The following is a 26,213-nucleotide window of genomic DNA, read 5'->3' on the forward strand; positions in this document are numbered from 1 at the left end:
TTAGAATCTAAACCGACAACACGAGTAGGCATGGGATTTGCAAGTAGACGTTTGATTGCAGCGAGTGAGCTAAACAATCCAAACAAGCGCTGACATTAGCGATGTTTCACGCATTGTTTCACGATGTTTCATTCTGCGCACACTGCTATGCATTGCTTGGAGACGCCACTACGACTCTCGCCGCGCGTATAACGCGATCGCCAATCCTGTAGCCCGACTCCACAACAACGTCAACCGTTTCCTTCGTAGCATTTGCATCTGGCTTGTGTAGAATCGCATCGTGCTTTGTTGGGTCAAAGTCTTCGCCCTTTTCGCCAAACTTTTCTACGCCAAACTTTTCAAACGCCTTGTCTAATTTTGCGGCCACGGCTTTGAACGAATCGTCCATTGCGCCGTGTTCGCGAATCCTATCAATGTCGTCTAAAGCTGGCAATAAAGCCGTAAGCACGTCTGTTATTCCATGCTGCCTGAACCGATCTTGCTCCTTGGCTGCGCGATTGCGGAAGTTAATGAACTCTGCTCGCTCGCGTTGCAACGCTTCCAAATACTCCGCCGCCTCTTTTTTGGCTTTGCCAAGAGGCGTTAAGGAATCTTCTTCGCTGCTTTGAGTATCTGCAGAATTGTTATTTTCTTTAGATTTACGCGCGTTAGATTCATCTGCGGTTGCTTGCGACTTTTCCGTTGCGGCGTCTGCGCTAGCGGCCGCGTCTTGCGTTGCACAATCCGCAGCACAATCCGCCGCCGCATCACTCGCCGCGTCATTCACCGACGCATCGCTAGCAGCTGCAGCGTGCTTCGCTTCGTGCTTTGCCTCATGAGCTTCCTCATGCACTGCACCCTGCGCCGCAGCGCCATCTGCAGCGCTATAGGCCGCATTATCGGCCGCGCTAGCAGACGCCGCACGCGAATCGCCAGAATCCGAAGGCACGTCTTCCAAACCACTCAAGTAGTCGTTGGCGTTAAACTCGGACATTACTTGTTATCCTTATCGTCCTTGTCGTCGTCCACCACTTCGGCGTCAACCACGTCGTCATCCTTAGAGGCATCTGCATTTGCATCAGATGCAGCACCAGCAGCACCAGCGCCAGCCTGAGCTCCCGCAGCACCTGCAGCGCCAGCCGCACCCTGCTGAGCGTAAAGCTGCTGACCAATCTTTTGCGCAGACGTCATAAGCTCGCTTTGCGCACTCTTAATCTTCTCAACGTCATCACCCTTCAAAGCTTCCTTCAAAGCATTCACCTTTTCGGTAACTTCCTTAGAGATTTCGTCGGAAAGCTTATCCTTATTGTCGTTCACAAGCTTTTCAGTCTGGTAAGCAAAGGATTCTGCCTGGTTGCGAGTATCCGCTTCTTCCTTGCGCTTCTTATCTTCCGCTTCGTGAGCTTCCGCCTCTTTAACCATGCGGTCAATCTCGTCCTTTGGCAAACCAGAACCGCCCGTAATCGTCATGGACTGTTCCTTGCCCGTGCCCTTATCTTTAGCAGAAACGTGCACAATGCCGTTAGCATCAATGTCGAAAGTCACTTCGATTTGTGGAACGCCACGAGGAGCTGGAGCAATACCCGTCAGCTCAAAAGTGCCAAGAGGCTTGTTATCGCGCGCAAACTCGCGTTCGCCCTGGTATACCTGAATCAACACGGATGGCTGATTGTCTTCTGCAGTAGAGAACACCTCAGATCGCTTAGTTGGGATTGCGGTATTACGCTCAATAAGCTTCGTCATAATTCCACCCTTGGTTTCAATGCCCAAAGAAAGTGGAGTTACGTCAATAAGCAGAACGTCTTTACGGTCTCCCTTAATAACGCCCGACTGCACAGCTGCACCAACAGCCACAACCTCATCTGGATTCACGGACTGGTTAGCTTCCTTACCGCCCGTAAGTTCCTTTACAAGCTCCTTGACGGCTGGCATACGAGTTGAACCACCAACAAGCACCACGTGATCAATCTGGCTTACGGAGATGCCAGCGTCGGAAAGCACGTTGTTAAATGGCGTACGGCAGCGACCGAGCAAGTCGGAAGTCATCTCCTCAAAGTGAGCGCGAGTCAAAGTCTCATCCAAATGCACTGGAGTGCCGTCTGGAGTCATTGCCAAGTACTGCATAGAAATTGATGTGGAAGTAGAAGAGCTAAGCTCCTTCTTTGCCTGCTCAGCAGCTTCCTTCAAGCGCTGCAAAGCAATCTTATCCTTGCTCAAATCAACGCCGTACTTGTTCTTAACTTCGCCAACAAGCCAGTCAATAATCTTCTGATCCCAGTCATCGCCACCCAAGTGGTTATCTCCATTAGTGGCCTGTACCTGGATTGTGGAGAAGCCGTCGTCATCCTTACCAATCTCAAGAAGCGACACATCGAAAGTACCGCCACCCAAGTCGAACACCAAAATGCGCTCGTCTTCCTTGCCTTTTTCGAGGCCATAAGCCAATGCAGCAGCAGTTGGTTCGTTAATAATACGCAGCACGTTCAAGCCTGCAATCTTACCTGCATCCTTAGTTGCCTGACGCTGAGCATCGTTGAAGTATGCTGGGCATGTAATAACGGCATCGGTTACAGGCTCGCCAAGGTAAGCTTCTGCATCGCGCTTCAACTTCATCAAAACCTGAGCAGAAATCTCTTGCGGAGTCCACTTCTTGCCATCAATCTCAACGGACCAATCCGTGCCCATGTGGCGCTTTACGGAGCTAATCGTGCGGTCAACGTTTGTTACAGCCTGACGCTTAGCGACTTCGCCAACCAAGATTTCTCCCGACTTGCTGAAAGCCACCACGGACGGTGTTGTACGCGCACCTTCTGCGTTAACAATAACTGTTGGGCTGCCGCCTTCAAGCGTTGCAATGCAGGAGTTCGTTGTTCCTAAATCAATACCTACTGCGCGTCCCATAATATCTCCTAGCTATCTTATCTATGTACCTTTTAATCTATGTACTCAAATTCTTGGCAGCCAGCCTTGCGACTAGCCGCTTTTTCTTTTTACAAAACTTGAGTCTAACACACTCAAGTTATTAAAGTCAAGCATTTTTGTGCGCGTTTCGCAAAAACTTAACACTCCCCCACTCAACTTTTTAACCTATTTATATAAATTACGCCGAGCACGGTGGAGATTCGAGATTTTTCTTGTAGTGCGTTTGTATCAAAAAACACCAAAATTCAGTACAATCACACTACAGTTTTGCGTGTTTATGTAGTGCGTTTGTATGACGACACGCCGTAAATCAGGTACAATCGCACTACATAGGTTGCATGGATTAGGCCAAATTGGGTAGAGATTCGAGATTTTTCGCCGCTAGCGAGGCGAGCCTCAGCGTCGCTAGATGGTGACTCGCCGAGAGAGCAAGAAAAATCGAGAATCTCGGTGATGAAAGATACGCAAAAGTTCTAGGCATTCAGAAGGTTTGATGTATTTCTCTACGAGCAATAAATAGCGCCAACCTGAAGCCTTAGAATATTAACGTTCATAAGATATCCGTAAAGGTGTTTCGCTCGCGCGGATTAGCCGCGCTCACGTCTTCGCCGCCGTAGAAGCACACTGTGCTTCTACGCTAAGCGGCTCAGCGCGCCAAATTGCCTTCGCGCGCTACGCTCTTTAGCGCTCAGGCAGGTTGGCGCGCCTGCGAGGAGAGAAATACTCAAACCTCGCGCAATACCAAATAGGAGATATCGCTCGCGCGTTACAGCGCGCTCACGTCTTCGCTTGCGTTGAAAGCACACAGTGCTTTCAACCTTGAGCAAGCTCAGCGCTCCGAATTGCCTTTTCGCGCTACGCTTTAAGCGAAAAGGCAGGTCGGAGCGCAAGCCATTTTGTGCTATATCGGTTATTAGCTACTAACAGACATCAGCGCAAGCGCGCATCACAGCCAACTACCTAGCGTGCTTACGGCGCTTAGCAGACACTCCAAGTCCTGCCAGCCCAACAAACACAGCAGCGAACGCGCTTAACGTTGCGGAATCAACGCCAGTTTGCACTCCCATGTTTCCGCGCAAGTTGCTGCCCTTGTTTGCCTTTGCTGCATTAAGCGCAGCACGAGCCGCACGAAGTCGCATAGTCGCAGCTTCAACCTGCTCCTGTGTAGCATTCGGGTCAGCGAGCACGCGGCGAGCGTTTTCTAGAGCATCATTAAACTCCTTAATCACGCTTGCGTCTACAAGTGCGCCCTTAGAACCCTTAGCGCCATTCGCCGCGCCAGCAGCGCCCGCGCCATTGGCAACATCCGCAAGCGCGCCATTCACTTCGGCATGCAACATAGACTTATCAACCGCATTAGCATTCGCGTTGTTTGCGCCTGTGCTGCCGCCATCGGAATCGCCATCACTACTCGAACCGAGCGAGTTGTATAAGTCGATCATCTTCTGCTTTATGCGTTGTAACTTTCTGAGCGCTTCATCAACCTGCGCCTGGGTAGCATTCGGATCCGCGAGCACAGCATTTGCTTCGTTCAGCGCCTTGTTGTACTCAGCTATATCCTTGCCATCTGCAATCAAGAACGGAATAGACTTGCGGAATTCAGGGTCATTGTCCTTCTCTTGGTAGAGCTTGCTCTTATCCGTCTTGTAGCCATCCGTAAGCTTAGACTTAGCATCCTGGAGTTTCTTCAAAGCATCATCAACTTGCTTCTGCGTAGCATTCTTATCGCCAAGAACCTTATTCGCATCCTCAAGCGCCTTCTTATAAGCCTCAAGATCCTTCTTAGATGCGTCATCACCCTTAGCTTGAGCGTTTACGTACTCAGGCGTCTTGGTGAAGTCAGGATCAGCATCCGCTTCAGACTTCAGCTTAGAAGGATCAGTCTTGTAGCCGTCAGTAATCTTCTTCTTGGCGGCTTTCAAGGCGTCTAGAGCCTTATCAAGCTCCTGTTGGGTTGGAGCCTTTTCGCCTGTTGGGAGATCAGTCTTTGGCTTGCCAGTAGTACGGTCAAACTTATCAAGGAGATTCTTGGCATCGCCAAGAGCTTTCTTGTAGGCCGCCATATCTGCATTGTCTTTGCCGTCTTCACCCTTCTTAGCATCGGCATTCTTGAACTCAGGCGTATTCTCAAACGTGGTGTCACGCTGGTCGTCGTCGCCGTCCTTAGACTTGTCGACTTCTTTTTGAAGCTCAACAGGATTGGTCTTGTAGTTAGCAAGAATCTTGTCCTTAATCTCCTTAAGAGCCTTCTTAGCCTCGTCAACTTCTTGCTGAGTTGGGAGCTGATCCTTTGGAACGTCAACTTCCTGGCCATCCTTCGTGACCTTACCATCGTTCTTGTCGATGAGTTCCTTAGCCTTAGCCAAAGCTTGCTTATAGGCAGTTAGATCCTCAGGTTCTTTGCCATCCTTAGTCTTTCCTTTAAAGTTTGCAAACTCAGTTGATTCTTCGAACTTTGGAGTACGCGCAGTACCATCCTCGTTTTTGTCGTCAACTTCATTTTGGAGCTTATCGACTTTGGTCTTGAAGTTGTCGTCGATATCCTTCTTGGCCTTCTTCAAAGCCGCAAGAGCATCATCAACCTGCTTCTGAGTTGGACGATCTTCTGGCTTCGCGTTTGGATCAGGGTGATTCACCTTTTCAATAAGCTCGTTTGCTTTAGCAAGCTTCTCGACATAAGCAGCAAGCCTCTTGGTTGCTGAGTTAGCATCCGTTGTAGCAGGATCTTCCGTCTTTGCCTGTTCAAGCGCGTTCTTGTACTCAACCGACGCCTCGAACGGAGGTGTTACAGGTTGACCCTGTGCGTCCTTATCGCCGACTTCGTTTTCAAGAAGCTTTGCATCAGTCTTGTAGTTGTTAGCAATCTTGTCTTGAGCTGCTTGCAGTTTCTTTAGCAAGTTGTTTACAGACTTCTGAGTTGCTGTCTTCTTCCAGTTATCATCATTAAGCTTCTGCTTGATTTGATTGAGAACATTCTCAAAGCCAGTGTCTTTGCCATCTTCACCCAAGTCATTTGTAGCACCTGGATCACCAGCAGTCTTCTTAGCAAGAGCATTCTTGTACTCAGGCGTCTTCTTGAAGCCATCATCTGCAAAGTCTTTGGCAGAAGTCAACGCTTCAAAATTCGTCTTGTAGTTGTCAGTAATTTGCTTCTTAGCTGCAGTAAGAGCATCGAACGCATCGTTAATCTGCTGTTGCGTTGGACGTTCGCCGTTCTTCTTGTTTGTATCCTTTGCATCACTTACTAACTTGCGAGCATTTGCAAGAGCATTCTTGTAAGCAGTAACGTCTGCATTTTCATTACCATCGCTTGTCTTAGCTTGAGCATTCTTGAACTCTGGCGTATTCTCGAAGTCGCCTTCAGTAACAGCAGGAGCATGTTCAGCAGTAGACTTGTTAATTTCTGTCTCAAGACCAGTAGTAACAGTCTTATAGTTATCCTCAAGCTTCTTGCGAGCTTCGTCAAGAGTCTTCAGTGCGTCGTCGATTTCTTTTTGAGTTGGCTGCGCGTCTAGTGGCGTGTCTTTATCATCATGCTTCTTCAAAAGCTCCTGAGCTTTTGTTAAAGCTTCATCATACTCCTTCTTAGCCGCTTTGGCATCATCATTTTTCTTAGTATCAGGCTTGCCATCAGCAGTTAAGAAGTGAGGATCAGACGCATTGCGATACGCATCAGAAGTTTGCGTGCCTTCCGTAGGCGCAGGACCCTCTGTAGAACCGTGCTTTTTTACGCTTTCCGCAAGCTTGGTGGTGTCGGTGTTGTACTTGTCAAGCTCTTTGCGAGCGTCGTCAAGCTTCTTCAACGCATCATTGACTTCCTTTTGCGTAGCATCAGGCTTCTTGAGCAAGTCTTTGGCTTCGTTGAGTGCTTTGCCGTAGGCATCTGCTGCCGCTTTAGCAGCAGCGTTCTTGGCATCATCCGGTCCCGAGCCATCAGGCTTTTGGAAGCTTGGCTGCGACGCGTTCTTAAACGCAGGGCTTGGATGAGTGGTTGCGTCCTCGTTAATCGACTTAATCAGCTCGTCGGTCTTAGTCGCAAACTTATCCAGCGCCTTCGCTGCTTCGTTCATTTCCTTAAGGATTGTGTCAACATCCCTGTTCAGCGGCTCACCGTTTTTGTGCGCCTGAATGTCTTTCAGGTAGTCCTTATCGTTAGGGTCGCCATCTTCCTTTGGGATAATGTTATCAGGAATATCATGACCATTTGCTTGATCCTTCGGAAGCGTGTTAGTAAGCGCAGCTGTTAGTTTCGCTGCTGCCTTTTCATACGCTTCCTTAGCCTTTTTAGCAGCTTCTACCTTAGCTTTTTCTTCTTCACTAGGATTTTGCTTTTCGGCAAGTTCTTTCAAATTCGCGTAGGCTGGGCTGTGTTGTATTGCAAAGTCATTAAGCGCAGCAGCCGAAAGTCTGCTGGTGTCGGTTGCGTAGGTGTCAATAATCTTGCGAGCAGCGATTAGCTGCTCTTTAACCGCATCAACCTTTTTCTGATCTACGGTGCTCCCAGGCTTATTTAATTCATCCATCAAGTCTTTTGCAGCGTGATAAGCGTCGTTATAGGCTTTGAAGTCTTTCTTAGCCTGCTCGTCGCCTGCTTGCGCTTTATCAAAGGCGTTGAAGTAGGCCGGCATCAGATAACCACTGAAGTTGTCCGCAAGTGCTTTACCAAGATCGGTTTTATCCGTAGAGTACTTGTCAGCATGAAGTGCTGCTTCAGCGTCTTCAAGCGCTTTCTTGGCGTCCTCAACGTCTTTCTTGGTAGCGTTTTTGTCTGCGAGGACGTCTTTAGCTTTCTTTAGCGCGTTGTCATAATTTGTGACAACTTGCTGAGCAGCAGGATCGTTAGTCTTAGCCTTAGCGTTCTTGTAGAACACACTTTGCTTGGTAGCATCGTTTGGATCAGGATTATCGAAGCTCTTTTGCACCGCAGCGGCAAGAGGAGACTTGTCGGTTGCGTTGGCATCAAGTGCTGCCTTAGCTTTCTTAAGATCATCAATAGCCTTGTTTACTTCCTTTTGAGAAGCGTTAGGATCTTTGGAGACCTTATCTGCTGCTGCTACGGCATCGTCGTAGGCTTTGCGCTGTTCAGGAGTAGAGTTCTGGTAGGTTGGGTCGGCGGTCTTGAGTTTTTCGTCACCTTGCTTAGTCGCATCGCCCGTGTTTACCTGACCATGCTCAGCAATGGCAGCGTTCAGCTTGTCTTTGCTAGTGGTAAAGTCGTTAAGCTTTGCGCGCGCAGCGTCCAGCTTAGCCTTGGCTTCGTCAACGGCCTTTTGTGTGGCGTTCTTGTCTTCCTTTACCTTATTGGCTTCTTCGAGAGCCTTGTCGTAATCTTCCTTGGCTTTCTTGGCAGCCTCATTCTTCTTAGCATCAGGCTTTCCATCGTCGGTCTGGAATGCTTGATCAGTAACGTTCTTATACCTGTCAGTAGTTACAGTGCCAGGTTTTTCAGCAGTAGCGCCTTCGGCAGCCTTACCATTAGCATCAATCGAGGCGTTCAGCTTATCCTTGTTGGTGTCAGCACCATCAAGCTCGGCGCGTGCCTTGTTAAGGTTAATCGTAGCGTTATCGATTTGCGCCTTCTGCTCTTCGGTAAGGTCTTTTTCTTGCTTGTCCTTAACAGTTGCAAGCAAGTCTGTTGCAGTCTTTAATGCCTTTTCATACGCATCTTTCTTATCAGCAGACGCGTTGTAGTACTTAGCCTCGGTTGGAGTCTTCTTATCGTCAGCAAGCTTGTGCTCGTCAATCGACTTAGAAAGGTCATCCTTCTTATGATTCGTCTGCGGCACAAAGATAACGTTAATTGCTTTTGCTGTATTGCCTGGATTGCGGCCTTGCTCCAGATAAACATGCTTATAGTATGTCATTGCATACGGCTCAACAAACAGGCGCGCCTTGAAAATCTTGCCCTTTTTAGCAGCCACCGTTACAGAGCCAGCCTCTGTATCCCATGAATACGAACCAGCATCTGATAAATTATCACCGAGGTCTACGTCAGAATTAGAAACTTTCTGATTCCCAGACCAATAAGCGCCACCCATATTGCCAAGCGTAAGCTCGCCCGTTGGCTCTTCATTTTGCAACGCATAGTTCATGTGCGACTTGCGCGAATGATTACTTGTACCTTCATAGGCAAGCGTCTCGCCGCCTGTAAGGTCGCGCAAACCAGACTTTGGATCCTTTGGTTTAGCTTTCAGCAAACCAAGAATCTTTGTTGTATCAAATTCTTCTGCTTTAGTTGGATCGTAACGGTAGATAATAGTGGTCTTCTGATCATTACTCCAAGAAATACCTTCGTCGGTATCGCGACCATCAATCTTAGTCTTAGTCCAAGTAACGTCGTAATCCTTGCGGATGTCTGGAAGCTTGGTGAGCTTGCTCTCTTTTACATTAGATGTAAACTCAGCAACTGACTTGTCAGTCTTGATCTTAACGGTAATCTTGTTTTCCGCCTGACCATTAGAGATACCCTTATTAGCATCACCAGATGCAGTAAGATCGCCAGTAAGGTACGAAAGCGAAATCTGATCTGTGCTGGTAAGACCAAGCTCTTTATTGCCTTTATTAGCTTCAAAAATAGCTGTTTTAATTCGGTCAAGTTCGGCATTGGAGTAGCCAAGTGGATTAGCAACAAAGACTGCCTTATCGCCAGTTGGAACAGTAACATCCTTTTCTTCAAGCTTCTTCAACACAAGATCGCGCAAAGGAATCTTAGGAGCGTCCGCAGCATCCACTCCGTCGAAGTTGATTACAGCTTCGCCCTTATCGTTGAAGGTAACCTTGTCTTGCGGCACATGATTTAGCTGAGCAAGCTTCTTTGCGATTTCTTCCTTAACTTCAGTCGAAACATTAGTCGGGTCCTCAACAATCGGCTTTTCGATACGCGTGTCATAGCGCGCAACGGTAAGGGCGAGCGCCTCGGACTTGTAGCCGAGGTCAGAGACCAGGTAGGTCTTGAGGTTATTCACGCCCGTCACATATGTTGTTGGCTCGCCCGTCTTTGAAGTTACCTTGTTAATAACGGTAGCTAACTGATTAGCATCATAAGCATTCTGGTCTGTAATAATTACCTTGTTTTCAGCAGTATCTGGCGTCTGAACAAATGCGCCATTCTCTCCAGTGCGTCCACCCACGCCTCTAGATGTACTTGCAGCTGTAATTTGATCGCGAATTGATTTTTTACCAGTTGCTTCTGTAGGAGCATCTAAGGCAGCCTTTAGCTTATCTTGAATTTGTTGTGCGGTAAGTTCTTCGTTATACTTCAGCACAATTGAGCCAGCTGTTTTAGGTGGAATAAGTGTTGCTGCACGAACAATGTTTGTTTTGTACAGCACTACTGTTTTACCGTCTTTATCTGTACCGTACACATAAATGCAACGGTTTGCAGAGTAGCTTTCTCCACTCTTAAGATTGCCATCTCTATAAAGCTTGGTCATGGTAAGCGTAGCTGTACCATCAGTGTCTACTTTAAATTCGTATGTACCTGAATATGGCTGATGCTCGTTTACAGCAGCAGCATCGGAATAATATTCAAGGAACTTTCTACTTTTAGTATTATCAACAGTATTACCATCAGATGGGAAAATTGCTACTTTGGTAATGGTGCTACCGTCAGAAGGTTTTGCAAATTTAAAGGTAACGGATTGGTTTTGCCCCTTTTCAATGTACACATTGTCGGAAGAGCCCCATGCGTACATGTTTGGGAGCGTGTCTTTTTTATCTTGTGAAAGTTCGATTGTGCTGTTAACTTTTGGAGCTGGCGCAGGGTCAGCTTCACGCACCTGGCCATAATTTGGGCCAGCTGAAGCTTCTGCAGGAGTGTTACTTGCTGCATAAGTGCTAGCTTTCGAAGTAGTGTTATCAGGTGCTGGAGTGCTATCTGTAGTCTTCTTATTAGCCTCATCAGCCTGCTGCTCTTCATCAGACTTCTGCTTTTCATCAGACTTCTTAGCAGTTAAATCCTGCGCATTTGCAGACGTAGAAGTATCAACAGGCGTAGAAGTAGTATCCGCCGCCATTGCAGGAGTTGCGCCAAAAGCAATCGCCGCGCCAGCAATCACGCCAGCAGCTCCAGCAGAAAGAGCGGCCACCTTACGCATGTCAACAGCCTTTGTAACACCATTGTTGGTTGCAGAATCAAATGCATTCTTTGCAATCTTGTTTGCGTGCTTACCAGATTTTGTAGTCATTTTCCTCTTCTTTCTATTAGAACAAATAGTCAAAAAGTTTTGAACGCTCTAACCATGAGTGACAAAAAGTCATAAGTTCTAAAGGTAGTTATTTAATTTTCAATAGCGTGCAACTATAAAGAAGCAGCAATCTTTAACAAGTCATTATAACATTTAGAGAATATTTTTGACACTACATAAACAAATGTTTATAGCTCTTGGGGGTACATACCCCCCCCCCCCCAGGCCTTTTATTTCAAGGGTTTTTGCGAGATGATTTTTTAGAAAACACTTGCGATTTTAACACGCCAGACGCCATTTTTAGCTTAATTATCTAAACATTTGTATATAAGACAACTCGCATTTCTAGACCCTCTGTAGCGCGCTTATGAATTCGCCGCAAGCATCAACTTTTTCCGCATTTTGTACGTAATTTAGGTCAAATTTGGTACAAAGTGCGGAAGTTTTCTCCGCTTTTTGTACGTGATTTAGGCCAAATATGGTACAAAGTGCGGAGGGTTTTTCCCGAGTTTGTACGTGTTTTAGATCAAAAATACGGAGTTGTTTTCCGCTTTTTGTACCATTTTTGGTCAAATTTGGTACAAAAAGCGGAAAATCGTTCGAGCGTCAAAGCTCAGTTAAAGCTCTGTCAAAGCGCGCTGCGAATTAAAATCTCCTCAAGCGCGCGCTTAACCGAATCAGGCAGCGTGCACTTCCATTGCGCCCACTTAGCAACCTCTGGATGCTGCGGCGCATGCGCGTTAGTCAAGTCAACGCTTTGCTGGTAGCGGTCAAAATCGCTCTCGCTAGTGTACTCAAGCGCGCAAAGTTCACTTATAGCACTCGCGCTGCCATCAGCTTGGCGAATCGCATCAAAAGCAATCTCCTTGCCGCGGTACGGCATTTGCGCTTGTAAAAGCAACCTGTAGCAATCGCCAATCTTAGGGTCTTGCGCAATGCACAGTCCGCCATCAACAATCACGCGCACGCAATCGCCAACAGGCACATCGCGCACAGAAACAGTAAGGCTTAAGTCGCCCTCTTCGCCTTCATATAAAACTTCTACAGCTTTAGATTCAAGCTGATTTTCCCCAACAAAAACGCGAACACGCGAAAAGTCTGGGCAAGCAACGCCCTTAAACACAACGCTCCAATCGCGATTGGAAGGCAGCGAAGAAACGGCACTAGCGCATCCTTTTGCTGCATCAATCACAAACTGTGTAGATCCATTGCCATCTCGCCAAATCAACTCCATGCGCGTATCGGCAGTTTTCCCAGCGCACGCGTCTTCAAAGCGGCCATTATCTTCACGCATAACAAACTCGCCGCAATCCCCTGGGAATGCAAGAATGCGCAAAGATCGCGGATTTTCAACGCTATTAACATGCGCCGCAGCCTGCTCGCTACTTGCACAATCCGCTTCACTCGGCAAAACTTGCATTGGCACAATAGCCCCAGCGCGCGCAAACGCTGGCACGCGGTCGATTCCTCGCCAAACCTCAAATCTGCGACCCGCACCGCCGCGCGAAACGTAGCGCCTTCCGTCAAAGAAATCGTACCAATCGCCTTCTGGAAGCCAAACGGCAGTGCACCCGCGCTCAACTTGCGCGCATCCCTTGCTAACGATTGGCGCAACAACAAGCTGGCTGCCAAAACGGTACTCGTTCGGCATCTCGTACGCTGCAAGCGTTTCTGGCGACTGCCAATACATTGGCTCTACAATCGGCCTGCCGCAAACCGCCGCGCGATAGTTCATCGTATACAAATAAGGCAGCATTTGCGCGCGAAGTCGCAGCATTTTAACCATCGCATTTCGCGTCTCGGCAGGGAAGTTCCACGGCTCCTTGCCTGCAAACGGCGAGCAGCTGGAGTGAAGTCGATTAATCGGGCTAAACGCTCCGAACGCATACCAGCGCGCCTCCAGCTCATCGCATCGCACACCAAGCATGTGTCCGCCAATATCGTGGCTCCACCAGCCGTAGCCAATGTTGGAGGCCGTAGAAGTAAAGTAAGTTTGAAAAGCCAGCGAATCCCACGTTGTTACGCTATCTCCCGAAAATCCCACTGGGTAGCGGTGCGAGCCTGGCCCCGCATAGCGCGAGAACGTAAGCGGCCACGCGCCGCCGCGCCCCGAATCCTGGTAATGCACGTGGTTAAGCATCCAAAGCGGATCCAAGCCAGCCTGCTTTGTAACTCCGCCCTGCTGCCAATCAATCCACCAAAACCCAACGCCCTCGTTCTCCATGCGCCGATGCATGTTTAGGTATGCTCGCAAAAAGCGCGGATTTGTAAGGTCAAACTCAACTGCCTTGCCGCTTGCAGGGTCAATTCCCATATCGCTCGCAACTTGCGCATAGTCTTCTTCAAACGCGCGCACGCCGTCTCGCGGATGCAAATTAAGCGTTACAGTAAGCCCTTCGCTGGCAAGTTGGCGCAAAAACGCGCGATGATCTGGGAACAAATCGCGGTTCCACGTGTAGCCAGTCCATCCCGAACCGTACTTTGGGTCAACATCCGTTACGTGCCAATCCATATCGATTACGGCAGTAGAAAACGGTATGCCTTCGCGCTTAAATCGGCTCATCAGCTGCAAATATTCGTCTTGACTGTACCTGTAGTACCTGCTCCACCAGTTGCTTAGCGCGAATCGCGGAAGAAGCGGCTGCGCGCCCGTAAGCTTGTAAAAGTCGCGAATTGCGCCTATATAGTTGTGACCGTAGCCAAAGAAGTATAAGTCTTTAGAGTTTGATTTAGGTGATTCGGCAGATTCGCCAAGCCCACTGCCATTCGCCTTTGCGCGCGGCTCCACCCATGCCCCGTATGGGTTTTCTTTTCCATCAACAGCAGCCGCGTACGCGATTTGTGCCGAGCGCGAATCGTCTAACACGGCCCACCCATCGCGAGATATTACGCCCATTCCAAGCTTTACAGCACCATCCGCCTCGTCCACTGTTCGCGCCGTGCCGAGCAAATTGCCGTGGCATTCGTCGCCGTAATGCCATGTGTTGAATTGCGAGCCTGGCACTCCGCGCACAACAATGCTCAAGCCCTCTTTACTAAACGGCTGCTGGTTGTACGTAATCAACAGTTTTTCGGTTTCGACTTCTATCCAGCCATTTTCCAAGTTTTTTACACTATATTTTGGATTAGAAGATTTTTGATTAAAAGCGCGCGATGCTTCATCTTCGGTTGCTTGCGACTTTTCCGCGGCAAACTGCGTGCCAGCCTCGAAGTTTCGTCTTACAACTGTTTGCGTAGGCGCGTCTACAAATTCGCCGTTTTCGCTCCACTCAAGGCGCACAAGCGAATCCGTGATTAACGTGATTCGCCAATTTTTGCCGCTTATAACCTGCGATTCTTTTGCCTTAGACAGCGGATTTTTAGCGTAATCGTAAAAAATGTGCGCGTCTTTAACACCGCGTGCGTCTTGTAAAGTCATTCGGTTTGCCCTTTTCTACTTGCAACATCTACTTGCAACATCTACTTGCGACTTCTCTACTTACCACTTCTACTTGCCACTACCAGTTGAAATTCCAGCAATAAACTGTTTTTGGAACACCAAGTACACTACTACTACAGGAATAATAGCAAGCGATGCCGCAGCAAACAAACCGCCGTAGTCAGTTCCAAATCTTCCGCTAAACGTCTTCAATCCAACTGCAAGAAGCTGCTTTTTCTCGTCTGTAATCATAAGGAATGGCCACAAATAGTCTTCCCAATTCCACAAGAACGTAAATATCGCGAGCGCAGCAATAGTATTGTGGCTCATTGGCAGAATTATTCTGTGGAATATTCTAGAATCCGAAGCTCCATCTAGTTTTGCTGCTTCAATCAATTCGTCGGATATTCCGCTTATTGATTGTCGGAATAAGAAGATTCCAAATGCGCTTATTAAGCCTGGAACTATAAGCGCGCGATACGTGTCTTGCCAACCAAAGCTAGTCATCATGTCGTATTGAGGAATAATTGTTACTGCCCACGGTACCATCATCGTGCTTATTACTATTCCAAAAAGCAGATTTCTGCCACGGAATCTCATTTTTGCAAACACATATCCAAGAACGGCACTCGTGTAAATGGCTATTACCGTTTTAACTACCGATATAAACAATGAGTTAAAGAATAGCCTCAAAAAGTCGAATTTCTCTTGAATCCCAACGTAATTCCCAAACGTACTCGGCTTTGGGAACAACCCACCATCTATGCGCACAATGTCGCTGTTTGGAGCAAAGGAAGATACAAACATCCAAATAAATGGCACGATTGTTAAGAAAGACAATAAGAATAGGAATATTGTTAGAAACCATCCAATAATGCTCTTTTTAAGATTTTGTTTTTTCATACTAACTCACTATCCTTAGACGCTTTAAACATTATGAATGTTAGGATTCCAGTGATTATAAACAGAATGACGCTCATTGCAGATGCGATTCCAAAGTTATACTTTTGGAACGCTTGATCAAAAATCAGATAGCTGATTGTGTACGTTGATGTTCCTGGGCCGCCATTGGTCATAACAAGAATCTGAACATACGCTTGAATATAGCCAATCATAGATGTGATTACTATAAAAAGTGTTGTTGGCTTTAGCAATGGAACTGTTATTCTAAAGAATTTTTGCACGCTATTAGCGCCGTCGATTTCCGCCGCTTCGTAAACATCTTTTGGCAAATTCATTAATCCAGCCAAATAAAGCACCGTTGCGTAACCAAAATCTTTCCAAATTGTCATTATTATGATTGCTGGCATAGCCCAAGTGGAACTGTGCAACCAGTTGATATTTAAGCCTGTAACCCTATCGATCATGCCAAACTGCGGGTCAAACATCCACATCCACACAAAGCTCACTGCCACCAACGGCGTAATTGTTGGCATGTAGAAAAGACCTCGCAGAGTATCTTTGCACTTAACAAGCTTGGAGCTTAACAACATTGCAAAACCAATGCCAAGAATAACGCGGAATACAACAGATACAAACGTAAAGATTGCAGTGTTTGCAATGGACTTCCAGAATAACTTATCTACTAAAATCTGCTTAAAATTATCCAGCCCAACCCAATTGTATGTTCCAACAAGCGGATTCCATTCATGGAAGCTGCCTGCAAAAGCCTTATATATTGGATAGGCAAGAAAAATCACAAAATAAACAATCAGAAACACTACTGCTATATTCCGAAAGGAGAAGGTTCGAGAAAGAGCAGTGCTTATTTTTAACATACCACCATTATGTTTTCTCATTTTGCTCAAATGAGAATCCTGATTAACTTGTTCCATGATTTTCCTTGCCTTACCTACTGAGCACAGTGATTACGATTTACAACTAGCTAACTAGTCTGCTTTGTTTTTACTTGTGCTCTTTGAAGAACTCATACTTACTTTCTGCAGACGTAAACTTAGAATTCTTCATATCTTTGACCATTGTTGCCTGAGCCTCTTTGATTGCATCATCAATAGACTCACCATTTTGCATAACGTTCTGGAAAGCAGCCTTGCTACTTGTTTCCACGGTAGAAGGCGTGATTCCTGGCCAGATTAGGCGATTTGCACGCGGCTGAATCGCAGCCATTACTGGAGCCTTTAGAATCTCAGGATCGTTTTGCAAAGACTTCTTTGCTGGGAACGAGTTCAAATGCTTTACTGCCGAGCGAATAAACGCGTCGTTAGCAAGAATGAACTTAATAAAGTCTTGAGCAACCTCTTGCTGCTCTTTCGACTGATGCGCGTTAATTCCTGGAGTGGATTCTCCATTGTAGCGATCGTACGCAAATGGCTTTTCTTTTGTGAATGTTGGAGTTGGGAAGACTCCATATTCAATATTTGGGTACTTTTCTTTTAGCACACCTTCGAGCCATCCCCAGGCATAAACCATTCCAGATTGGCCGTTTCCAAAGCTTTGCGTGTAATCCGTGCCAAAGTCAGTAGAAATAACCTTGTCTTTGTCGTACAAATTCTTCAAGAACTTCATGTTTTCACGCGTGACTTTGTTGTCAAAATTAGGCTTCTTGCCACTTTCATCAAAAGCAAGTTCACCACGCTGATAGTTCAATCCTTGATTGATTGCAGCATAAGCATCGCCATTCACGTTGAATCCAGCCTGTTCCATCTTGGAACCATTCCACTTAGTGAGTTTCTTTGCCACTTCGCGCAACTCATCCCAAGTCGTAGGAATGTCTGCCTGAGTTAAACCAGCTTCCTTCCAAAGCTTCTTATTGTAGTAGATGTTTCCCGTGTTGATTACAGAATCAATGTACTTTACATTACCTTTAGCATCTTCATGCGCACTCGCCGTTGCGTAATCCGATTCCATAGCAGCTTTGTCAATCTTGTAGTCAGCAGCGTATGGGCGAATAAGCTCATCTTTGGAATTGTGAATATTAAACAAAGCTGGGCCTTTTGTTCCTTTTAGAGCAAGTGGAAGCTTTGTCCAATAATCATCCCAGGCAACGTTCTTAGTCTTAAACTTCACATTTGGATAAATCTTTTGATAATCCTTAATCATTTCGTAAATTGGATCGGTGGATGCATCTCCCCAGCTCCAATACTCGAGTTGGATTGGCTTTCCTTGATTTACTAAATGATTCGGGTCATACTTTAAAGCTTGACCCATAACAGCTAGGCCTTTGTCTTTCTTTGTATCGGTTACTCCTGCTGCACCACTATTCCCACATGCGGCAAGCGTAGAAATCATTCCTAAAACTGCTATGCAGGATATGCATATTTTTTTAATTTTCATTACTACTCCACTTCCTCGTGAAATTGATGGGTAACTTTATAATATTGCTTTACGTTTAGCTCGGTCAAACATTAAAAATGTAAATGTAAAGGTTTTCATTTTGAATCCTTAATACTAGGCTATTTTTGCATGAATAAATACTTTTTAGGCGGCGTGTCTAAAAATGTAAACCTTTTCATTTATGATAACTGGAAGCAGGGTGATTACAAGAGATGCGGTTAAAACGCTGCAGCTAAAACGCTTAAAAGGGGTGCGACTTGTCAAAAACTAGTATTTGCGATGTAGCAACACTGGCAGGAGTGTCGATTGCAACCGTCTCCAGAACATTCGCGCATCCAGAAAAAGTCTCCGCATCTACACGCGCCAAAGTCATGCGCGCAGCCGAACAAATGGATTTCACTGTTTCTAGAACCGCTGGAGAGCTTAAAACAGGCAAATCGTATCGCATAACGCTGCTAATCGGAAGCAGTAAAATCGAATGGTTTAGCGCAGCAATTATAGAAGGATTAAATAGCGTACTTAACAAAAACGGCTACGACCTTGTAATACACCTTTTAGAGGGAGTTGAACAAAGGAAAAACTTCTTTAAAGAGCTGCCTTTACGCGCAAACACAGACGCAATAATCGTATCGTCATTTGACATAAGCAGCAACGAGGCCGAACAATTACAACGCATAAACGTACCAATTGTTGGAATAAACTGCACAGCTTCTAAAGTGCTTTCTGCATCAATCGGAATCGACGATGCTCTGGGTATAAAACTTGCGATTCGACACTTAGCAACATTAGGGCATAAGCGTCTTTTATACGTGTATGAGCATTTTTGTTCATCTTTCCGCTTTAGCTCGTCAAGAAGAATAACAAGCTTTGAAAACGTGTGCAACAATATTGACGGAATGCAAGGGAAAGTACTGCCAATAGACATAAAAGATGACCCTATAGATGCCACTCTTTCTGAACTTTTTACACAAGAAAATCCGCCTACTGCAATATGCTTCCACCAGGATTCAACAGCAATGCCCTTTCTGTTTAGATTGCAAAAACTAGGAATTCGCGTGCCTGAAGATTTATCGATTATAGGATTCGACAATGGCACTTATGCAAAAGAGGCTGGATTAACCACAATCCGTCAAAATCCTAAAACAATGGCAGAACAAGCTGGGAACATTGCGATATCTCTTATAGAAGGTAAAGCTGTAGCGCGAAGACATCTTACAGCTCCAGTGCAACTTATTATAAGAAATTCTACGGCTGCACCTAAAGCAGAATCGTGAACACGCTTGCGATTACAAGCATAAGCGGATACCACGCATACATAAGCCAGCGGAATTGCTTAGTTTGCTTAGGGCCGTCGCCGTACGGACTGCGATAGTGCAGCACAGCCACGCCAACGCCAGGCGCCAAAAGCGACATAGCGCCGAAAGCGCCTGCAATCAGCTCCATGCGAATCTCGTGGTTTTCTAGGAATCTAAAGATAAGAACAAATCCTAAAAGTAAAGCTCCGCCCCAAAAAATATTCTGCCTAAAGCCGACTTTGCCGAAAAGATTCCACAATATTCCTGCAACCAGGATTACTACGATTGACGCCACTTTTTGCGCGCCCTTAAAACGCGCGCGAACCATGTCGATTCCCGAAAGCACAAAAAGCGCAATAACAAGCCCAAACACTGGATTTTGCGAGCGCATATCGAAAGCGCAGCCAAAGGTTGTAAAGTCGTACGGAACCTCGCAAATAAGAGCCAGCACAAGCAGACGGAGCGTGTAAAGGTTGAGGTTATGCGTGTTTTGATAGCCGCGAACAAGCAGCCACGCGTACCACGGCAGGGCCGACCAGCTTATAACTTCGCACACTACGGCAGCGGTGAGGCTCCACATGTTGGAGTTGGAAAGGCCGCCAAAAAGGTGCGGAATCACGGTTGTGCCGAACGCGCTGAGCATCATCATTACAGCGCCGAGCAGCTTGAACTTTTTGAGCGTAATCCCCATTTTTATGTTCTTATCTGCGCGGATCTTTGGTTTTAGCGCGTCCATAATTCACCTCTTGCTAGCATGCGTGGCGTTAAGTGCGTATAACGTTAAGTGCGTATAGCTTTTGCCATCATTGCATAATCATTGCATAATCATTGCAATTGTATCAAACCCTAACTTAAATCTATGTGGCACGAAATCTATGTAGTGCATTTGTACCGAAAAACACCAAAATCAAATACAATCGCACTACAGTTCTGCGTGTTTATGTAGTGCGTTTGTATTAAAAAACACCAAACGATGAAACGGATTATAAAACAAACAGGGCAAAGGATTGCCCGCCGAGTTTAAGCGCGGAAGAATCGCAAGCAACCGCCCCAATCGAAAGCCGCGGCTGCAAAATCGCCTCTGGCGTAAGCCCTGCAAGCGCACTAAGCGCAATCGTCTCCTCGTTTAATCCAGGATTCATAACAACAATGATTCGTTCTGTAGAGGATTCGCCATTAGACCCATCCGACTCATCCGACACAGCCGCGCATCGCTCGTACGCAAAACTGCGACCATCCACAGGCGCGTGCAACACTCGCCAAGTAGCATCCGCGTGCAACGCCGCGCACTCGTGACGCAAAGAAATCAGCGCGCGCACCCAGTTAAGCAGCGAATCGCCATCCTGCTCCTGCCTCAAAACCGTTGGAATTTCGCCACTTTGCACGGCCTGCTTGCGCGAGTTTGCGCAAGTCCTTCCATCCGCGCGCGCTTCAACAGGCAAATACAACTTCGACTTTGCGGCCGTGGAGAATCCAAAATTCTTAGAATCATCCCACTGCATTGGCGTACGCGTACCCGTGCGCGCATAACCGCCCTCTTTTGTAGGAATATCGCGATATTTCATGCCGATTTCGTCGCCGTAATAAACAAACGGCACACCTGGCATTGTAAGAATCATGACAAACGCAATCCGCCTTTCGCGCTCGCTTAATCGCGGAGCCAGGCGTGGAGTATCATGATTGCACGTTATAAAGCTAAAATAACCCTCGTTGCAAGTGGCCTCATACTGTGGGCAATAATCGTCTAAAAATGGGCAAATACTGCCACCGCCGCGCGCATTAAAGTAGCTGTGGTCGTGCTCGGGATTGCTGTCTAGCGCATTATCCACATCGCGAGCCAAGCGCGCGTAACCGTTAGGATTCCCATCCCAGCGCCAATTCAAATAGAAGTCCATGTCGAACCCAGCAGTCAGCGCCTGACGAGGCCTGCCCCACTCCGAAACAAAAGCAGCCTGCGGATACTCGGCTTTTACAGCGCCCAGCATTTCTTGCCATGCGCGAATCGTGTTGTCTTTGCCAAGGCTTCCAGGGCCATTGTTGTCGTCGTTTTTTACAAGCGAATCCGCCATGTCTACGCGGAATCCGTCTGCGCCAAGCGAAAGCCAGAATCGCATAACATCAACCATTGCAGCGCGCGTTTGAGCCGCCTCCGCGGAATCTGGCGCGGATTGCCACGCGCGATCCCTTTGCGCAAAGCCGTAATTTAGCGCTGGCTGGCATTTAAAGAAGTTAAGAATATACGTTGCATCTCGCTCACTTTCGCCGCCAATAAACGGCATGGAATAGCCACTGAACGCGCTGTCTGTCCATATATATCGCTTGCTAAACTCGTTTTCTTGCGCGCGCGAGCTTTGCTTAAACCACTCGTGCTCTTCGCTTGTGTGACCTGGAACAAGGTCTAGCAAAATGTGCATTCCGCGATTATGCGCTTCGCTAAAAAGACGTTGCAAATCCTCGTTTGTGCCGTAGCGCGCTGCCACTTTTTTGTAGTCGCGCACGTCGTAGCCTGCATCCTTAAATGGCGAATCGTAGCAAGGATTTAGCCAAATCGCGTTGCAACCAAGCGATTTTACGTAGTCGAGTTTTTCGATTATGCCTGGAATGTCGCCGATTCCGTCGCCGTTTGAATCGTAGAAGCTTTGTGGGTAGATTTCGTAGAATACGGCGTCGCGCAGCCATTGCGCATGTTCGTTTTGCATATTTCCCCCGTTTTGTTGGTTTTGTTGGCGTGACTTATCTTTTATTTTACTATTAACATTCTTGCTTTTCCCGGGTTTTGTACCAGATTTGACCTAAATCACGTACATTCTCGGGCGCGACGACCTGCCTGAGTGCTTAAAGCGTAGCGCGAAGGCAGGTTGTCGTTCGCGCAGATTAACTGCGCTCACGTCTTCGCCGCCGTAGAAGCACACCGTGCTTCTACGCTAAGCGGCTCAGCGAGTCGAGGTGATTTCTCGCGCATTATGCAGCTCGAAATCGTCGACTCGCACGCGGTCTAAGCGCGCGAACGTCTTCGCCGCGCGAGCGACATGACCTGTCTTCGCGTCAAACAATCAATAATAAAATTCCGATAAATTTACTGATTTACAAAATAAAATATAACTTTTTATCAAAAATAAACAACTTTAGCGGAAATTTTTCCAATAGCGCGCAACATGATTTGCCAACTACAATATATACGTGTATACTACACATTGCTTATAAACAGATTTCAACAACAAATGTGACGCTGCAAAAACGCAGAGAAACGTCGAAGTTGCGTCACATGAAATTTGTTACTATGCCACCAAAGAACATGCCAAGCTGGCATGATATAGGAGGTCAAGGATGACGAATATGAAGAAAGTGCTGGGCGCAGGCCTCGCAATCGCCACTATGTTTGGATTTGCTGCATGCGGTTCTAGCACCAACGCTGGCTCCAGCAGCAAGTCGAACCCAGTAAAGCTCACCGTATGGTCTTCTTCCGAAGATCAGAAGGCTGGCGGCTGGATTCAGGCTATGGAGAAAGCCTTCCAGAAGGATCACCCAGAAGTTACTTTTAAGAACGCTGTTGTTGCACCACCAGATGCTGCTAAGACAGTTAAGCAGGATGCTAAGGCCGCTGCCGATGTTTACCTGTTCCCTAACGATCAGCTCGGCGACTTGGTAAAGGCAAACGCAATTGGCGAGTTGAGCGACGATGCTGCAAAGCAGGTTAAGGGAGACAACGATGAGACCATCATCCAGTCTGTAACCGCTCAAGATGGCAAGCTTTATGGCGTTCCATACATGGGCAACACTTGGTTCATGTACTACGATAAGTCCAAGTTCTCCGACGAAGACGTTAAGTCCCTCGATAAGATGCTCGAAAAGGGCAAGGTTGCTTTCGATATTAGCAACGCTTGGTACCTTCCAGGCTTCTACCTTGATGGCAACATGACCCTCTTCGGCGAGAAGAGCAACGATGGCAAGGCCGGCATCAAGATTGGTGATAAGGCTGCCGAAATCACTAAGTATGTTGCAAAGCTCATTCAGAACAAGAACTTTGTAATGGATGGCGACGGCGCTGGCTTGTCTGGCATTAAGAACCACACTGTTGACGCTTACTTCTCTGGCTCTTGGGATGCTGGCGACGTAAAGAAGGCTTTGGGCGACAACTACGCTGCTGCTCAGCTTCCAAAGTTTAAGTCCGAAGATGGCGAGCACCAGATGAAGTCCTTCGCTGGCTCTAAGGCTGTTGCTTACAACCCTAACTCCAAGGCTCCAGAGATGGCCGCTAAGTTCGCTGCATTCCTCGGTTCTAAGGAATCCCAGGAGCAGATGTACAAGCTTCACGGCGACATCCCAGTTGCTAAGGCTTTGAGCGATCTCGTTAAGGATAACCCAGCCGCTGTTGCTCAGATGAACACCATTGCTAAGACTTCTGTCTTGCAGCCAACCGTTCCAGAAATGGGTGCCTTCTGGGATCCAATGAAGACCTTCGGTACTGCATTGGCCAACAAGGAAGTCAACGACGGCAACGCCGCTGCAAAGATTGCAGACTTCCAGAAGGGCTTTGAGGAAGCTCTTAAGAAGTAAGTATTAACTTACAAACTATTTTCTAAATATTATTTTCTTTTACAAGAATTTAAATTTAGAAAAACACGGCAAGGACGCCCCGCTCCCCTAAGAATAGTAAATCGGGGCGGGGCGTTCTTTGCTTGTATAAGCCCCACAATTTTACGGAAAGGCATGTCATGACTGGCACGACATCCACCAAGCGAGGGAAGCGAAAGAAGGCACCTTCTGCCGATGAATTTGTGGCCCCTTCGCAATACTCACTACAGGAGGCTGCAAAGCACGCAGACGCACTGTCTTGGGTTTCGATAATTATCTTTGGTTTTGGTAACTTCGTTCGCAAACAGTACGTGAAAGGTCTCGTATTTCTTCTATGCGAGGCTGGAGTTCTTGCCTTCTTGGCCACAACTGGTGCGGAATATTTACCAAAATTCGGTACACTCGGCACTAGAAAACAAGGCAGAGTAAAGATTAACGGCTTCTGGCATTACGTTGCTGGAGATAATTCTGTTGAGATTTTGCTGTATGGCGTTATGAGCATTGCAGCAATCATTGTTTTAGTTTATTTAGCTACTTTGGCTTTGCGTAGCGCATACAAGGCTCAATCTTTTGTAAAGCGCGGAGAAAAGCCTATAACCTTTGTAAAAGATGTTGAGTCTTTGCTAGATCGCCACGCACACGTTGGTTTTATGACTCTTCCAACCGCTGGAATTGTTCTGTTTACGGTATTGCCATTAGCATTCATGATTTCAATGGCGTTTACAAATTACGACCGTGATCACACGCTCCTGTTCCACTGGGTTGGCTTAGACAACTTTGTTAAGATTCTTGGAAACACAACTGGAACCATTAATGCTGGAATCTTCTTCGATGTTTTGATTTGGACCCTTGTTTGGGCCTTCTTCGCTACATTCTTGAACTTCTTCTTTGGCATGTTTATGGCAATGATTATTAACAGGCGCACTACTCGCCTTAAGAGCTTGTGGCGCATCTGCTTCTCGCTTACAATCGCAGTTCCACAGTTTGTGTCTTTGCTTGTTATGCACAGCATGCTGCAAAGAGATGGCGCTATTAACCGTCTTCTCATCTCTTCTGGATGGATTCATTCCCCACTGCCATTCTTCCAGGACGCTACATGGGCAAGGGTTACCGTTATTCTCATCAACCTTTGGGTTGGTATTCCTTACACAATCATGCAAATCACTGGTATTTTGCAAAATGTTCCAGCAGAGCTTTACGAAGCAGCAGAACTTGATGGCGCAAGCTGGTGGCAGCGCTTTATGAACGTTACTATGCCATACATCTTCTTTGTTATGACTCCATACTTAATTACAACGTTCACTGGCAATGTTAACAACTTCAACGTTATTTACCTCTTGTCTGGCGGCGAGCCAACACCAATCGGCTCTTCGGCAGGTAAGACTGATTTGCTCATCACATGGCTGTACAAGCTTACGGTTGATAAAGATAACTACAGCATGGGCGCGGTAATCGGCATTATGACATTCATTGTGCTTGCGATTGTTGCTTTGATAACATACCGCAACTCTGGCTCCTACAAGAATGAGGAGGGATTCCGGTGAGTAATAAGAAGGATCTTATGCAAAGCGAACAAACTGTGCATAGTACACGCAGCGTTCCATTCTGGCGCGATCAGCGCGTGCGCCGCATAATCGGAGATATCATCACTCATATCTTCCTGATTATTATGTCTATTATTTGGCTCGCGCCAATCGTATGGGTGTTCTTGGAAAGCTTTAACCAAAACACCGCTCCATACCAGACAACGTTCTTCCCAACTAAGTACACGTTTAACAACTACATTCAGCTGTTTACTGAGCGAGAAGTTCTTGACTTCCCACGAATGTTCTTGAACACCTTGATTGTGTCTATTTTCGTGTGCATTATCTCTCTGTTCTTCGTGCTTGTAGTAGCGTTCTGCATGTCTCGCTTGCGTTTCCGCGGTCGTAAGACATTCATGAATATTGCTTTGATTCTTGGCATGTTCCCAGGAATCATGGCAGTTATCGCTATCTACTTCATTTTGAAGGCTTTTGGATTAACGAATGGCTCTGTTGTTCTTATCTCCTTGATTATCGTATACTCTGCCGGTAGCGGCATGGGCTTCTACGTTATGAAGGGCTACATGGATACGATTCCAAAGTCTTTGGACGAGGCCGCCTACTTGGATGGTTGCACAACTTGGCAAGTATTCTATAAGATTATTCTTCCAATATGCAAGCCTATGATTGTGTTCCAGGCTATTGTTAGCTTCTTGGGTCCATGGCTTGACTTCGTTCTTGTTAAGACGATTGCTCGTACTCAAGATAATTACACTGTGGCTTTGGGCTTGTACCAAATGTTGCAGAGAGAATACATTAATCACTGGTTCGCACGATTCTCCGCTGGAGCTGTGTGCGTTTCCATTCCAATCGCAATCCTGTTCATTGTTATGCAACGATTCTACGAAGAGTCGATGTCTGGCTCTGTTAAGGGATAGTAAGCTCTGCATTAATTGTAGAGTTTGGTGAAATATGGGGGTCGAGCGTTAAAAGCGTTTCGGCCTTCGTATTTTATGCTAAA

The 26,213-nt window shown here is 46.8% G+C and carries 13 protein-coding genes; 4 read left to right on the forward strand and 9 right to left on the reverse strand.

Features of this window, described 5'->3' with window-relative positions; genetic code table 11:
• Positions 1-145 precede the first annotated feature (145 nt).
• The 7 genes from grpE to NYP69_RS04105 form a co-directional block, all read right to left on the reverse strand.
• Entirely contained in the window at positions 146-973 is an 828-nt protein-coding gene (gene grpE, locus NYP69_RS04075) for a nucleotide exchange factor GrpE (RefSeq protein WP_473412960.1), read from the reverse strand.
• Positions 973-2,880 carry a molecular chaperone DnaK gene (gene dnaK / locus NYP69_RS04080; RefSeq protein ID WP_473412961.1) on the reverse strand — a complete coding sequence of 636 codons (1,908 nt, stop codon included), beginning with the start codon at positions 2,878-2,880 and terminating at the stop codon, positions 973-975. Before dnaK ends, grpE begins: the two co-directional genes overlap by 1 nt.
• A 977-nt stretch (positions 2,881-3,857) precedes the next feature.
• Positions 3,858-11,087 (reverse strand): peptidase, encoded by a 7,230-nt coding sequence (locus tag NYP69_RS04085; protein ID WP_473412962.1) that lies wholly within the window; start codon positions 11,085-11,087, stop codon positions 3,858-3,860.
• 628 nt (positions 11,088-11,715) lie between these two features.
• Complete coding sequence (locus NYP69_RS04090; protein WP_473410637.1) at positions 11,716-14,505, reverse strand: glycoside hydrolase family 31 protein; 2,790 nt, start codon at positions 14,503-14,505, stop codon at positions 11,716-11,718.
• Positions 14,506-14,574: 69 nt separating this feature from the next.
• The gene (locus tag NYP69_RS04095; protein WP_004113800.1) at positions 14,575-15,408 is read right to left on the reverse strand and encodes a carbohydrate ABC transporter permease; all 834 of its coding nucleotides are present in this window, start codon (positions 15,406-15,408) and stop codon (positions 14,575-14,577) included.
• Positions 15,405-16,340, reverse strand: coding sequence for a carbohydrate ABC transporter permease (locus NYP69_RS04100; RefSeq protein WP_016798349.1), 936 nt, complete (start codon positions 16,338-16,340; stop codon positions 15,405-15,407). Before NYP69_RS04100 ends, NYP69_RS04095 begins: the two co-directional genes overlap by 4 nt.
• A 70-nt stretch (positions 16,341-16,410) precedes the next feature.
• Positions 16,411-17,799, reverse strand: a complete 1,389-nt coding sequence (locus tag NYP69_RS04105; protein ID WP_004133338.1) for an extracellular solute-binding protein — start codon at positions 17,797-17,799, stop codon at positions 16,411-16,413.
• 257 nt (positions 17,800-18,056) lie between these two features.
• Here NYP69_RS04105 and NYP69_RS04110 point away from each other — a divergent pair, with 257 nt between their 5' ends.
• Positions 18,057-19,073, forward strand: a complete 1,017-nt coding sequence (locus NYP69_RS04110) for a LacI family DNA-binding transcriptional regulator (protein WP_415704768.1) — start codon at positions 18,057-18,059, stop codon at positions 19,071-19,073.
• Here the strand turns inward: NYP69_RS04110 and NYP69_RS04115 are convergent.
• Together NYP69_RS04115 and NYP69_RS04120 are read right to left on the reverse strand one after the other, a co-directional pair.
• Positions 19,057-19,830, reverse strand: a complete 774-nt coding sequence (locus NYP69_RS04115) for a TraX family protein (RefSeq protein ID WP_415704767.1) — start codon at positions 19,828-19,830, stop codon at positions 19,057-19,059. The two genes, NYP69_RS04110 and NYP69_RS04115, sit on opposite strands and share 17 nt — an antisense overlap.
• A 247-nt stretch (positions 19,831-20,077) precedes the next feature.
• Positions 20,078-21,793 (reverse strand): alpha-amylase family glycosyl hydrolase, encoded by a 1,716-nt coding sequence (locus tag NYP69_RS04120; RefSeq protein WP_473410638.1) that lies wholly within the window; start codon positions 21,791-21,793, stop codon positions 20,078-20,080.
• A 628-nt stretch (positions 21,794-22,421) separates the two neighbouring features.
• Between NYP69_RS04120 and NYP69_RS04125 the strand changes: the two genes are divergently transcribed.
• From NYP69_RS04125 to NYP69_RS04135, 3 genes are all read left to right on the forward strand, one after another.
• The gene (locus NYP69_RS04125) at positions 22,422-23,651 is read left to right on the forward strand and encodes an extracellular solute-binding protein (protein WP_016798848.1); all 1,230 of its coding nucleotides are present in this window, start codon (positions 22,422-22,424) and stop codon (positions 23,649-23,651) included.
• A 158-nt stretch (positions 23,652-23,809) separates the two neighbouring features.
• The gene (locus NYP69_RS04130) at positions 23,810-25,213 is read left to right on the forward strand and encodes a carbohydrate ABC transporter permease (RefSeq protein ID WP_004131369.1); all 1,404 of its coding nucleotides are present in this window, start codon (positions 23,810-23,812) and stop codon (positions 25,211-25,213) included.
• On the forward strand, positions 25,210-26,130 hold the full coding sequence (locus tag NYP69_RS04135; RefSeq protein ID WP_004131368.1) for a sugar ABC transporter permease: 921 nt from the start codon (positions 25,210-25,212) through the stop codon (positions 26,128-26,130). Before NYP69_RS04130 ends, NYP69_RS04135 begins: the two co-directional genes overlap by 4 nt.
• Positions 26,131-26,213: the final 83 nt, after the last annotated feature.

The sequence above is a fragment of the Gardnerella sp. c17Ua_118 genome (genome assembly GCF_055804255.1).